This is a genomic window from Streptomyces sp. NPDC001787 (genome assembly GCF_040297465.1).
Taxonomy (GTDB): domain Bacteria; phylum Actinomycetota; class Actinomycetes; order Streptomycetales; family Streptomycetaceae; genus Streptomyces.
Window position 1 is genome coordinate 1 of record NZ_JBEOZE010000018.1, and the last position, 12,822, is coordinate 12,822.

The window sequence follows — 12,822 nt, forward strand, 5'->3', positions numbered from 1 at the left end:
GAATACATCCAGTATGCGGGCGCCTCTCCGCCTTGCGATGCACCGCATCCGACGCCGCGCGCTGATCCACCAGGAATTGCGGGACAGCCCTTGGCGCAATGACCGACCGGCCGGGTGGCGGAGGACCGACCCCGGCAACGACCGACCGGGACAACGAAAGGCCACTGCCGTGCAGATCGCCATCCTGCTCTTCGACCGCTTCACCGCCCTGGACGCGGTGGGCCCGTACGAGATCCTCAGCCGTACGCCCGGCGCCGGGACGGTGTTCGTCGCCGAACACGCCGGCCCCGTGCGCAACGACAGCGGGAGCCTCGAACTGGTCGCCGCCAGAACCCTCGCCGAGGTGCCCGCACCCGATGTCGTCATCGTGCCCGGCGGGCCCGGCCAGAGCGACCAGATGGAGAACGAGGCGCTGCTCGGCTGGCTGCGCGCGGTCGATGCCACCAGCACCTGGACGACCTCCGTGTGCACCGGCTCGCTGCTGCTGGCGGCGGCCGGTCTGCTCTCGGGCCGCCGGGCCACCTCGCACTGGCTGGCGCTGGAGACCCTGAAGGAGTACGGAGCGGAGCCGACCGGCGAACGTGTCGTCCTCGACGGCAAGTACGTCACCGCGGCGGGGGTCTCGTCCGGCATCGACATGGGCCTCACCCTGCTCGGCCGGATCGCGGGGGACGAGCACGCCCAGGCCGTGCAGCTGCTCACCGAGTACGACCCGCAGCCGCCCTACGACGCCGGATCGCCCGACAAGGCGCCCGCCGCACTCGTCGCGGAGTTCCGCGGTACGAGCCGCTTCACCCTCCGGTAGCGGCGCTCCCCGCGCTCCCCGCGCTCCCGGCGTTCCCCGCGCTCCCGGCATCCGCGGCGTCGCCGGTCGTCCAGGTGAAGCGGGGGGCGCGGCGTTCCAGGAAGGCGGCGACCCCCTCCGCGGTGTCGCCGCTGCCGCGCGCCTGCCGCGTCCAGTACGCGTCCCGGTCCTCGCGTCCCGCCGCGAACTCCTTCGCCGCCGCCTGCGTCAGCAGGGAGCGGGACGCCAGGACGCGGGTGTACTCCTCGACGCGCTCGTCCAGCCCGCCGGCCGGCAGCACCTCGTCGGCCAGCCCGGTGCGCAGGGCCCGCCGGGCGTCGATCAGCTCGCCGGAGAACAGCAGGTGTTTCGCGGCCGACGGGCCGGTCAGCGCGACCAGCCGCCGCGTCGACGACGCCGGGTACACGATCCCGAGCTTGGCCGGAGTGACCCCGAACGACGCCCCCTCCTCGGCGAACCTCAGGTCGCAGGCGGCCGCGAGCTGGCTGCCGCCGCCCACGCAGTACCCGCGCACGGCGGCGAGCGTCGGCAGCGGGAAGGCGGCCAGCGCCTCTTCGGCCGCCACGGCGAGGGCCTGCGGATCATCGGCCGGATCGCGGAGCGAGGAGATGTCCGCGCCGGCGCAGAAGGTGTCCCCGGCCCCGGTGAGCACCAGGACCCGCACGGCGGGATCGGCCGCCAGCCGCTCCAGGAGGCCCGGCAGGGACCGCCACATGGCGGCCGTCATCGCGTTGCGTTTCGCGGGGTTGCTGATGACGACGGTGGCGATGCCGCCGTCGACGGCGTGCTCCAGCCGCGCGTGCGGACGCTCTCCGCCGGCTCCGTGCTCCACAGGGTCGCTGCGCTCCATGCGCCGGATGCTATCCGTACCGTTCGAACCTATGATCAAGAAGGGGTCTGATCCGGGCACGCACCGTAGGGAGCCGTCGATGGCCGATCCCAGAGTCGAAGGCAGGAAGCTCAGCCGCAGTTTCGGCGGACTCGCCCTGCTCGGCGGACTGCTCGTCGTCGCGGGGCTCATCGGTCTCGTCTACACGGGCGTCGCCACCCTGACCTCGATGCTGCTCTTCGGCTGGCTGCTGCTCGTCGGCGGACTGGTCGGGCTGCTGCACGCGGTCCAGTCCCGCGGTACCAACTACTTCTGGCTGGCCGTCGTGGTCGCCGCTCTGAACATCGCGGCCGGGGTCGTCGTGATCCGCCACCCGCACGGTACCGCCGAGGCGCTGACCATGTTCGCCGCGCTGCTCTTCCTGACCGGTGGAGTGTTCCGGCTGGTCGGCAGTGTCGTCGTGCGCGGTCCGCAGTTCGGCTGGACGCTGCTGCAGGGGGCCTTCGGGCTGCTGCTGGGGGTGCTGGTCCTGGTCGACTGGCCGCACAGCAGCCTGTACGTACTGGGCTGTTTCTTTTCGCTCGCCCTGCTGTTCGACGGGCTCGGTCTGATCGCCATCGGAGTGGGCGGCCGGCGCATCGTGGGGCTGATGTCGGACCGGCTCACGCCGGAGGAGGACCGGGGCGAGCCGAGCCCGAGGCCAGAAGAAGAGCAGAAGTAGTCTCCCGGCTGGCATCGCCGAACCCGCTCGATCGTATAGCGCCGATAGGTGCCCATTTCCGGTCAGTTGCACGGGCCGGAGCGAGCGGTTCCCAACACTCTTTACTCGACGGTCAGTGATGTGCGAGTCGAGAGCGGGTGCCGGTCCATGGAGAGCCGCGGGAGTGTCCCGGCCCGTCCCGCGTCGTACGAGGGGGTGTGGCGTTTCACCGCCCCCGCCGTCGACGTATCCGTGCCGCAGGCGCGGCGCGCCGTGCGTGATCTGCTGGACCGGCAGGGTGCGCCGGTCCAGGACGACATCCTCCAGGGACTGCTGCTCATCGTCTCGGAACTCGTCACCAACGCGGTCAAGCACGCCGCCCTGCTCTCGCCCGAACTGGCGGTGGAGGTGTCCATCGGCGCCGAGTGGCTCAGGGTGTCGGTGGAGGACAGCCATCCCTACCGCCCGACCGCGCTGGAGACCGACCACGCCCAGACGGGAGGCCGCGGGCTGCTGCTGGTCAGGGAGATCACCGCGGAGGCCGGTGGGAGCTGCGACGTGGAGCGCACCGCGGGCGGAGGGAAGGTCATCTGGGCGGCGCTGCCGTTGAAGACGCAGCTCTGACCGCCCCGCCGCCCGTAGGCGTCACCAGCCCGCGGCCGGGCCCGTCAGCTCCCTGATCGCGGGCCGCGCGGCGTCGAGCACCGTCATGAACCAGGCCGAGAACGGCACCAGGGCGTGCCGCTCGGCCAGTTCGCCGGCGGTCACGAAGGCCGTCTCGACGACCTCCTCCGGATCGGGCTTCGGCTGCTCCTGTGCCATCCCCACGAAGAGGTGGTTGAACTCCTGCTCCACCAGGCCCGACGCCGGGTCGGGGTGGTTGTAGCGGACGGTGCCCGCCTCGGCGAGCAGCGAGGGCGAGATGCCCAGCTCCTCGTAGGTGCGCCGGGCCGCCGCGGCGAACGGCGCTTCGCCCGGGTACGGGTGGCCGCAGCAGGTGTTCGACCAGACACCGGGGGAGTGGTACTTGCCGAGCGCGCGGCGCTGGAGGAGCAGCCGCCCCTGCTCGTCGAAGAGGAACACGGAGAACGCGCGGTGCAGCTGACCGGGAGCCTGGTGGGCGGCGAGCTTCTCCGCGGTGCCGATGGTGTTGCCGTTCTCGTCGACCAGTTCGAGCATGATCGCTTCTGCTGTTCCGTTCGACGAGCTGTGCGTCGCGGTGGCTGGTGTGGTCGGCATACCCATCCTTCGCTTTGGTTCCCGGCCTCGTGCGCCGGACCCCTGGAGTCCGGTCAAGTCTGCCGCACAAAAGGCGCCGGTCCGTACTGCGGGTCCCGTATGTCCGCCCCGCCGCGCCGTCCGGGCGTGGCGGGGCGGACATACGTGTCAGACGCCGAAGGCCGCCGGATACCGGATGGTGCCCTCGGGCACGGGCACCGATTCGTCCAGGACCAGGGCCATCATCGCCTCGTCGGGCACCTCGAAGCCGGGCCTGATCCCATGGCGCGACGCCGGTACGAAACCGAACCGCGGGTAGTACTCGGGATGGCCCAGCACCAGGACCAGCGCCTCGCCCCGCACCCGGGCCGCGTCGAGCACCGCCCGCACCGCGGCCCCGCCCGCGCCCCGACGCTGGTGGGCGGGAGCGGCCGCGACCGGTGCCAGCGCGAGCGCCGGGGTGTCGCCGACCCGGCACCGGGTCAGCAGGGCGTGCGCGGCGAGGGAACCGTCCGGTCCCTCCACGACGTAGGACAGCCCCGGCAGCCAGGCCCCGGCGTCGGCCCGCAGGGCGTCCACCAGATCGGCCTCGGCCCGGGTGCCGAACGCCGCCGTGTGCAACGCGTGCACCGCCTCGCGGTCCGCCGCCCGCTCGGGGCGGGCCGGCCGGCGCGGATCGACGGGGCGCAGCACATAGGCGGCGTAGCCGTACTCCGTGCCGTGCTCGCGCCGCATGTCCAGCTCCTCCCGCGTGGCCGCGAGCGCCCACTCCATGCCGGGAGGCGCGGGGTCGGCGGCGGCCACCCGCTCGGCGAGCGGGACGTAGTACTCGTCCCAGTCGCTCTCGGGCTGGAGGAGGACCGCCAGGACGTTGCAGCCCGCGGCGACGGCCGCCGCCGTGGTCTCCGCGACGGGGCGCAGCGCGCCGTGCCGCTCCCAGAAGTCACGGGCCGGCGCGGTCGGGGCGTCGGTGGTCCAGACGCATTCGGAGACCACCAGGGAGCCGCCCGGGGCGAGCAGCCGCTGCCAGTCGCGTACGGCCGTGTCGAAACCGATGCAGTACGCCGAGCCCTCGGCCCAGACCAGGTCGAAGGACCCGGCCGGGAACCGGGGGCCGGTGAGGTCGCCCATGTCGGCCCTGACGGTATGGACGCGGTCGCCGAGACCGCGGGCCTCGGCGGACGCGCGCAGCTCGTCGAGGAAGGGCTGGTGCAGATCCACCGCGGTCACCTCGGCGCCCGCCTCGGCGGCGAGCAGCAGGGCGGCGCGGCCGGGGCCGCATCCCAGGTCGAGAACGCGCGGGCGGGCGGGCAGAGGTCCGGCGAGGGCGAGCAGCCGACGCGTGGTGGCGTCGGAGCCGGGGCTCTGCCGGGGAAGGCCGTGGTGCAGGGTGAAGAACGCCTCGGTACGCGAGTCGTCGCGAGAGGTGTCTGAGGTGTCGGTCAACGGAGGAACCCTTGGTGTGAGGGCTCCGGCCGACGCTTCGACGCGGGGAGCGCCGTGAGTCAGCCGAGAACCCGGGAGACGAGGAGGGACCGCTTGCTGCGCCGGGCAGCCGTCGTCGTGACAGTCATCAACCTCAGCTCCTCTCGGAAGGGTCTCGCACCATGACGAGACTCGAACATCTCAGCGAAGAGATCCTAGCACCGCCGCGCGCACCCTACCCCGACGCACTCAGTGGCAGAGCTTCGCCTCGTGCTCCGCGTGACCGCTCGGCTCCAGCTGGAAGGTGCAGTGCTCCACGTCGAAGTGATCCCCGAGGCAGCCCTGAAGCTCGTGCAGCAGCTTCTCGTGCCCGATCGAGTCCAGCATCTCCTGGTGCACCACCACATGGGCGGAGAGCACCGGCATCCCCGAAGTGATCGTCCAGGCGTGCAGGTCGTGGACGCCCAGTACCCCGGGCAGCGCCGTGATGTGGGCCCGTACCTCGCCCATGTCCACGCCCTTGGGAGCCGATTCCAGCAGGACGTTCAGGGTCTCGCGCAGCAGCTTGACCGTCCGGGGGACGATCATCAGGCCGATCACCAGCGAGGCGATCGGGTCGGCCGCCTGCCAGCCGGTGGCCATGATGATGCCGGCGGACACCAGCACCGTGACCGAGCCGAGGGTGTCGGCCAGGACCTCCAGATAGGCGCCCCGCACATTGAGGCTCTCCTGCTGTCCGCGCATCAGCAGGGACAGGGACACCATGTTGGCCACCAGGCCGACCGCGGCGAAGGCGATCGCCAGGCCGCCCTTGGTCTCGGCCGGGGTGATGAACCGGTCGACCGCCTCGAAGACCAGGAAGCCGCCGACGCCCAGCAGCAGCAGACAGTTGGCCAGCGCCGCCAGGATCTCGGCGCGGGCGTAGCCGAAGGTGCGGTTGAGGCCGGCCGGTTTGTTGGCGAAGTGGATGGCGAGCAGTGCCATGCCCAGCCCCAGCGCGTCGGTCGCCATATGGGCCGCGTCGGCGATCAGGGCGAGCGAGTCGGAGAGCAGCCCGCCGACGATCTCCATGACCATCACGCCCAGGGTGATCCCCAGGGCGATCCGCAGCCGGCCCCGGTACGCGGCTGCCGCCGTGCCCGTCGGCGGGGGTCCGCCGTGTGTGTGCCCGTGATCGTGGCCAGCCCCCATGAAAACGCCTCCAGGTCCGTGAAACGGTTCGGACGCCAACCGCCCGACGAGGCCAGTGAACTACGGGTGGGGGGTATCCGGCAACACGGGACTGAACACCGTTGTCATCTGCTCTGACCTGCGCAAACGCTTCCCAGGTCAGAGCTGTGACGTGATCGTTCAGGGCCTATTCGGCACGGGCTTCGGGGTGGCGCAGGCACCAGCCCTCCCAGGCCGACTCGACCATCTCGCGCACCCCCCGGCGCGCGGTCCATCCCGTCTCCGCGGTCATCCGGGCGGCCGAGGCCACGGCCCGCGCGGCATCGCCGGGCCGGCGCGGCTCGACCACCGGCTCCACCCGGTGACCGGTCACCTCGGCGATCTCATCGGCCAGCTCCCGCACCGAGACGCCCTCGCCCCGGCCGATGTTCAGGGTCAGGTCGCCGTCGTCGCCCCGGCCGCCGGCCGCGTGCTGCCCGCCCAGACGCCGCGCGATGGCGAGGTGGGCCTCCGCCAGGTCCGCGACATGGATGTAGTCACGGATGCAGGTGCCGTCCGGGGTCGGGTAGTCGTCACCGAAGATCCGGGGGGCCTCTCCGCGCGTCAGCCGGTCGAAGATCATGGGGATGACGTTGAACACCCCGGTGTCCGAGAGCTCCGGCGCCGCCGCCCCCGCCACGTTGAAGTACCGCAGACAGGCGGTCGAGACCGAGTGGGCCCGTCCCGTCGCCCGGACCAGCCACTCCCCGGCGAGTTTGGTCTCCCCGTACGGATTGATGGGGAGGCAGGGGGTCTCCTCGGTGATCAGGTCCACCTCCGGTACGCCGTAGACGGCGGCCGAGGAGGAGAAGAGGAAGCGCCGCACGCCGGCCGCGACCACGGCCTCCAGCAGGACGGTCAGCCCGGCGACGTTCTCCCGGTAGTAGAGCAGCGGCTTCTCGACGGACTCGCCGACCTGCTTCTGCGCCGCGAGATGCACCACGCCGCTCACCGCGTGCTCCGCGAACACCCGGTCCAGCAGTGCCCGGTCCGAGAACGAGCCGCGCACCAGGGGGATCTCCGCGGGCAGCCGGCCCGCGATGCCCGTCGAGACGTCGTCGAGGGCGACGACCCGTTCCCCCGCCGAGGCCATGGCCTTCGCCACATGTGCCCCGATATACCCCGCTCCGCCTGTGATCAGCCATGTCATGACCGCCAGCCTATGCGCTGGTCCGGGCGCGGTTTGTGGGGCGAGGCGCTGATCGACAATGATGATCGCGAACGGCGCCGCACAGCGCGGGTCCGCCCCGAACGGAGCACAAACGGGCGGTGAACTCGGCCTTCCGTTCATCCGATAGCCTCAGCCGACGCGCCGCCGGCCCGCATCAGGGCCGCACCGCCGCGCGCCGTCCACGCCAGCGCCAAGGAGTGAGTTCGTCTGTCGACCGCCATCCTCACCGGTGCGCCGGTACCCGGATCGTCGCTCGAGGACGATCTGCGGTCACTGGGTTTCGAGGTACAAACCGCCACTGACGCCACGGACGCCGCCCGGCTGCTCGCGGCAGTCCCCCCGAGCCGCCGCGTCGCGCTCGTCGACCCGCGCTTCGTGGGGCACGCGCACGCCCTGCGGCTCGGACTGACCGATCCCCGCTTCCCCGCCGCCACCGTCCCGGGCGCGCTCACCGCGCAGCCCGAGGCCCGCCCCGCGCTCGTCCGGGCCCTGCACCGGACCGTCGCGGCGGTCGGCGCGGGCAGCCCCGTGGGCGGCCCCGAGGAGCGGCCGGCCGCCGAGGACCGCAGCGTGCCCGGCCGCCTCGCCGTCGCGCTCGACGCCGAGGGCGTCGCCGTGCAGCGGCCCGAACTCGGCTCGCTCACCGCCGCCGTCCCCACCGGGGACCAGGAGCGCGAGGCCGCCGGGGCCGCCGTCGCCGCGGTGGACGACGAGGCGGTACGGCTGCGCAGTGCGGTGAAGGCCCACGACGGCTTCTTCACCACCTTCTTCATCAGCCCGTACTCCCGCTACATCGCCCGCTGGTGCGCACGCCGCGGCCTCACCCCGAACCAGGTCACCACCGCCTCGCTGATCACCGCGCTCATCGCGGCGGGCAGCGCGGCGACCGGTACCAGGGGCGGCTATGTCGCCGCCGGGGTGCTCCTTCTCCTCTCCTTCGTCCTGGACTGCACCGACGGGCAGCTCGCCCGCTACTCGCTCCAGTACTCGACGATGGGCGCCTGGCTGGACGCCACCTTCGACCGGGCCAAGGAGTACGCGTACTACGCGGGCCTCGCCCTCGGGGCCGCCCGGGGCGGCGACGACGTCTGGGTACTGGCGCTCGGCGCGATGGTGCTCCAGGCCTGCCGCCATGTCGTCGACTTCTCGTTCAACGAGGCCAACCACGACGCGGTCTCCAACACGAGCCCGACCGCCGCCCTGTCCGACCGGCTCGACAGCGTCGGCTGGACCGTCTGGCTGCGCCGGATGATAGTGCTGCCGATCGGTGAGCGATGGGCGATGATCGCCGTCCTCACCGCCGTCACCACCCCCCGGATCGTCTTCTGCGCCCTGCTCATCGGCTGCGCCCTGGCCGCCTGCTACACCACGGCCGGCCGGCTGCTGCGCTCGCTGACCCGCAAGGCGCACCGCACCGACCGAGCCGCCCGCGCCCTCGCGGACCTGGCCGACTCCGGCCCCCTGGCACAGGCCGTCGCCGCCGTGGGGCCCAAGCCGCGCGGCACCTTCACCGCCCCGGCGCTCGCCCTTCTCGGCGCGCTGGTGATGGTCGCCGGAGCGCTGTTCCTCCCCTTCGGCAGCTGGCTGACGGTCGCCGCCGCCGGGGTGTACGCGATCCTCTCCGGCCTCGCCGTCGCCCGCCCGCTCAAGGGCGTACTGGACTGGCTCGTCCCCCCGGTCTTCCGGGCCGCGGAGTACTGCACGATCCTGGTCCTGGCGGCCCGCAGCGATGTGCCGCACGCCGTTCCCGCGGCCTTCGGACTGGTTTCGGCCGTCGCCTACCATCACTACGACACGGTGTACCGCATCCGCGGCGGCACCGGCGCGCCGCCCCAGTGGCTGGTGCGGACGATCGGCGGGCACGAGGGCCGGACCGTTGTGGTGGCCGTGCTCGCCGCCGTACTGACTCAGCATTCAGGTTTCACCACGGCTCTCACCGCGTTCGCGGTGGCCGTGGCTCTGGTGGTGCTCGTGGAGTCCATCCGCTTCTGGGTGTCCTCCTCGGCCCCCGCCGTACACGACGAAGGAGAACTCGCATGATCGGCCTCGTACTGGCAGCCGGTGCAGGACGACGTCTGCGCCCCTACACGGACACCCTGCCCAAGGCACTGGTGCCCGTGGACGGCGAGCGGACGGTCCTCGACCTCACGCTGGCCAACTTCGCCGAGGTGGGACTCACCGAGGTCGCGATCGTGGTCGGCTACCGCAAGGAGGCGGTCTACGACCGCAAGGCCGAGTTCGAGTCGAAGTACGGCGTCACGCTCACCCTCATCGACAACGACAAGGCCGAGGAGTGGAACAACGCCTACTCCCTGTGGTGCGCCCGTGAGGTCCTGAAGCAGGGCGTCATCCTCGCCAACGGCGACACCGTGCACCCGGTCTCCGTCGAGAAGACCCTCCTGGACGCCCGCGGCAAGGGCCAGAAGATCATCCTCGCCCTCGACACGGCGAAGAGCCTCGCCGACGAGGAGATGAAGGTCATCACCGAGGGCGACCGGGGCGTGCGGCGGATCACCAAGCTGATGGACCCGGCCACCGCGACCGGCGAGTACATCGGCGTCACGCTGATCGAGCCCGAGGCCGCCGAGGAGCTCGCCGACGCGCTGCGGACCACCTTCGAGCGCGACCCCGACCTCTACTACGAGGACGGCTACCAGGAACTCGTCAACCGCGGCTTCACCGTCGACGTGGCACCCATCGGCGAAGTGACGTGGGTCGAGATCGACAACCACGACGACCTCGCGAAGGGCCGTGAGATCGCGTGCCAGTACTGACCCGGCTCATTCCGTCCCCGGTCGTCGTCGACATCAGCCGCGGCGCCATGGACGATCTGGCGGGCCTCCTGGCCGACCAGCGGATCTCCTCCTCGGGCAAGCTCGCCATCGCGATCAGCGAAGGCTCCGGGCGCGCCCTGCGCGAGAGGCTCGCACCGGTCCTGCCGGGTGCCGACTGGTACCCGGTGTCCGACGGCACGATCGACTCGGCGGTGAAGCTCGCCGACGGCATCAAGGGCAACCGGTACGACGCCGTGGTCGGCCTCGGCGGCGGCAAGATCATCGACGTGGCCAAGTACGCCGCGGCGCGGGTCGGCCTGCCACTGGTCGCCGTCGCGACGAACCTCTCGCACGACGGTCTCTGCTCGCCGGTGGCGACCCTGGACAACGACAACGGGCGGGGCTCCTACGGGGTGCCCACCCCGATCGCCGTGGTCATCGACCTCGACATCATCCGTGAGGCGCCCACCCGCTACGTACGCTCCGGCATCGGCGACGCGGTCTCCAACATCTCCTGCGTCGCCGACTGGGAGCTGGCGCACGAGGTCAACGGCGAGGAGATAGACGGCCTCGCGGCAGCCATGGCGCGGCAGGCCGGCGAGGCCGTGCTGCGCCACCCGGGCGGGGTCGGCGACGACGCCTTCCTGAAGGTGCTGGCCGAAGGGCTGGTGCTGACCGGCATCTCGATGTCGGTCGCGGGGGACTCCCGGCCCGCCTCCGGCGCCTGTCACGAGATCAACCACGCCTTCGACCTGCTGTACCCCCAGCGTGCGGCCAGCCACGGCGAGCAGGTCGGCCTCGGCGCGTGCTTCGCCATGCATCTGCGCGGCGCCCGCCAGGAAGCGCTGCTGATGACCTCGGTACTGCGGCGCCACGGCCTGCCGGTCAGGCCCGAGGAGATCGGCTTCACCGCCGACGAGTTCGTGACCGCCGTCGAGTACGCCCCGCAGACCCGTCCGGGACGCTTCACCATCCTGGAACACCTCAACCTGTCCACCGACCAGATCAAGGACGCTTACGCAGACTATGCAAAAGCCATCGGTAGCTGAGCTTCGACCGGTCGTGCACCCTCCGGGTGTGAAGGACCGGCGGAGCGGCGAGCACTGGGCCGGCCGGCTCTACATGCGCGAGGTCTCCCTGCGCGTCGACCGGCATCTGGTGAACACCCGGGTCACGCCCAACCAGCTGACCTACGTGATGACGGTCGCCGGTGCCCTGGCCGCCCCGGCGCTGCTCGTACCGGGCATCACGGGCGCGGTGCTCGGCGTTCTGATGGTCCAGCTCTATCTGCTGCTCGACTGCGTGGACGGCGAGATCGCCCGCTGGAAGAAGCAGTACTCGCTCGCCGGGGTCTACCTGGACCGGGTCGCCGCCTATCTGTGCGACGCCGCGGTCCTGGTCGGCTTCGGTCTGCGCGCCGCCGACCTCTGGGGCGAGGGTCGCATCGACTGGCTGTGGGCCTTCCTGGGCACCCTGGCCGCGCTCGGCGCGATCCTGATCAAGGCCGAGACCGACCTCGTCGGCGTCGCCCGCCACCAGGGCGGGATGCCGCCGGTGAAGGAGGCGGCGTCCGAGCCGCGCTCGTCCGGAATGGCGCTGGCCCGCAGGGCCGCCGCGGCGCTGAAGTTCCACCGGCTGGTCCTCGGCGTCGAGGCGTCCCTGCTGATCCTCGCCGCGGCGATCGCGGACAGCGTCCGCGACGACCTGTTCTTCTCGCGTCTGGGCGTCGCGGTCCTGGCCGGCATCGCGCTCCTTCAGACGCTGCTCCACCTGGTGTCCGTGCTCGCTTCCAGCAGGCTGAAGTGAGCTCTCCCATGAAACTCGGCGCGGTCATCATCACCATGGGCAACCGCCCGGACGAGCTGCGTGCCCTCCTGGATTCGGTCACCGCGCAGGACGGTGACCGGATCGAGGTGGTGGTCGTCGGCAACGGGGCCCCGGTCCCGGACGTCCCCGCCGGTGTACGCACGGTGGAGCTGCCCGAGAATCTGGGCATCCCCGGTGGCCGCAATGTCGGCATCGAGGCGTTCGGCCCGTCCGGCGCCGATGTGGACGGGCTGCTCTTCCTCGACGACGACGGACTGCTGCCGAACACCGACACCGCGGAGCTGTGCCGCCAGGCGTTCGACACCGACCCGAAGCTGGGCATCATCACCTTCCGGATCGCCGACCCGGACACCGGGGTCACCCAGCGCCGGCACGTGCCCCGGCTGCGCGCCTCCGACCCGATGCGCTCCTCGCGGGTGACGACCTTCCTGGGCGGCGCCAACGCCGTACGCACCCGGGTCATCGCCGAGGTGGGAGCCCTGCCGGACGACTTCTTCTACGCCCACGAGGAGACCGATCTGGCCTGGCGGGCGCTGGACGCCGGGTGGATGATCGACTACCGCGCGGACATGGTGCTCAACCACCCGACCACCGCGCCCTCCCGGCACGCGGTCTACCACCGCATGGTCGCCCGCAACCGGGTCTGGCTCGCCCGCCGGAACCTGCCCGCGCCGCTGGTGCCCGTCTATGTGGGGGTCTGGCTGCTGCTGACCCTGTTGCGCAGGCCTTCGCGGCCCGCGCTCAGGGCATGGTTCGGCGGATTCCGGGAAGGCTGGGCGAAGCCCTGCGGGCCGAGGCGCCCCATGAAGTGGCGTACGGTGTGGCGGCTGACGAGACTGGGCCGACCTCCTGTGATCTGAGAGG

General features: G+C 71.8%; 13 protein-coding genes. 8 read left to right on the forward strand and 5 right to left on the reverse strand.

Going from position 1 to position 12,822, the window contains the following annotated elements; translation table 11 throughout:
- Positions 1-169 precede the first annotated feature (169 nt).
- Positions 170-805 (forward strand): DJ-1/PfpI family protein, encoded by a 636-nt coding sequence (locus tag ABT170_RS23530; protein WP_329946147.1) that lies wholly within the window; start codon positions 170-172, stop codon positions 803-805.
- Here ABT170_RS23530 and ABT170_RS23535 read toward each other — a convergent pair.
- Entirely contained in the window at positions 792-1,655 is an 864-nt protein-coding gene (locus ABT170_RS23535) for an enoyl-CoA hydratase/isomerase family protein (protein ID WP_351870448.1), read from the reverse strand. The genes ABT170_RS23530 and ABT170_RS23535 overlap by 14 nt on opposite strands.
- A gap of 79 nt (positions 1,656-1,734) precedes the next feature.
- On the opposite strand from ABT170_RS23535, the gene ABT170_RS23540 reads away from it, so the two are divergent.
- Positions 1,735-2,355, forward strand: coding sequence for an HdeD family acid-resistance protein (locus ABT170_RS23540; RefSeq protein ID WP_329946145.1), 621 nt, complete (start codon positions 1,735-1,737; stop codon positions 2,353-2,355).
- Between the two features lie 147 nt (positions 2,356-2,502).
- The gene (locus ABT170_RS23545) at positions 2,503-2,958 is read left to right on the forward strand and encodes an ATP-binding protein (RefSeq protein ID WP_329946144.1); all 456 of its coding nucleotides are present in this window, start codon (positions 2,503-2,505) and stop codon (positions 2,956-2,958) included.
- Positions 2,959-2,979: 21 nt separating this feature from the next.
- Here ABT170_RS23545 and idi read toward each other — a convergent pair whose 3' ends face one another.
- The 4 genes from idi to galE all read right to left on the reverse strand — a co-directional run bounded on the left by idi (position 2,980) and on the right by galE (position 7,336).
- Complete coding sequence (idi, locus tag ABT170_RS23550; protein ID WP_351870452.1) at positions 2,980-3,573, reverse strand: isopentenyl-diphosphate Delta-isomerase; 594 nt, start codon at positions 3,571-3,573, stop codon at positions 2,980-2,982.
- 147 nt (positions 3,574-3,720) lie between these two features.
- On the reverse strand, positions 3,721-4,998 hold the full coding sequence (locus ABT170_RS23555; protein WP_351870455.1) for a GNAT family N-acetyltransferase: 1,278 nt from the start codon (positions 4,996-4,998) through the stop codon (positions 3,721-3,723).
- A 228-nt stretch (positions 4,999-5,226) separates the two neighbouring features.
- Positions 5,227-6,168: a cation diffusion facilitator family transporter gene (locus ABT170_RS23560; protein ID WP_329946141.1), complete on the reverse strand. Its 942-nt coding sequence runs from the start codon at positions 6,166-6,168 to the stop codon at positions 5,227-5,229.
- A 166-nt stretch (positions 6,169-6,334) separates the two neighbouring features.
- The gene (gene galE, locus ABT170_RS23565; protein ID WP_329946140.1) at positions 6,335-7,336 is read right to left on the reverse strand and encodes a UDP-glucose 4-epimerase GalE; all 1,002 of its coding nucleotides are present in this window, start codon (positions 7,334-7,336) and stop codon (positions 6,335-6,337) included.
- A 285-nt stretch (positions 7,337-7,621) separates the two neighbouring features.
- On the opposite strand from galE, the gene ABT170_RS23570 reads away from it, so the two are divergent.
- Genes ABT170_RS23570 through ABT170_RS23590 form a run of 5 tightly spaced genes read left to right on the forward strand, consistent with a single transcriptional unit; the run spans position 7,622 to position 12,818 of the window.
- A complete protein-coding gene (locus ABT170_RS23570; protein ID WP_329946154.1) occupies positions 7,622-9,397 on the forward strand; it encodes a DUF5941 domain-containing protein in 1,776 nt (591 codons plus the stop codon).
- Positions 9,394-10,131, forward strand: coding sequence for a phosphocholine cytidylyltransferase family protein (locus ABT170_RS23575; RefSeq protein WP_329946139.1), 738 nt, complete (start codon positions 9,394-9,396; stop codon positions 10,129-10,131). Before ABT170_RS23570 ends, ABT170_RS23575 begins: the two co-directional genes overlap by 4 nt.
- The gene (locus tag ABT170_RS23580; RefSeq protein WP_329946138.1) at positions 10,119-11,180 is read left to right on the forward strand and encodes an iron-containing alcohol dehydrogenase family protein; all 1,062 of its coding nucleotides are present in this window, start codon (positions 10,119-10,121) and stop codon (positions 11,178-11,180) included. The genes ABT170_RS23575 and ABT170_RS23580 overlap by 13 nt, the downstream gene beginning before the upstream one ends.
- On the forward strand, positions 11,158-11,937 hold the full coding sequence (locus ABT170_RS23585; protein WP_329946137.1) for a CDP-alcohol phosphatidyltransferase family protein: 780 nt from the start codon (positions 11,158-11,160) through the stop codon (positions 11,935-11,937). Before ABT170_RS23580 ends, ABT170_RS23585 begins: the two co-directional genes overlap by 23 nt.
- Positions 11,938-11,945: 8 nt before the next feature.
- Complete coding sequence (locus ABT170_RS23590) at positions 11,946-12,818, forward strand: glycosyltransferase family 2 protein (RefSeq protein ID WP_266925849.1); 873 nt, start codon at positions 11,946-11,948, stop codon at positions 12,816-12,818.
- The last annotated feature ends 4 nt before the right edge of the window (positions 12,819-12,822 follow it).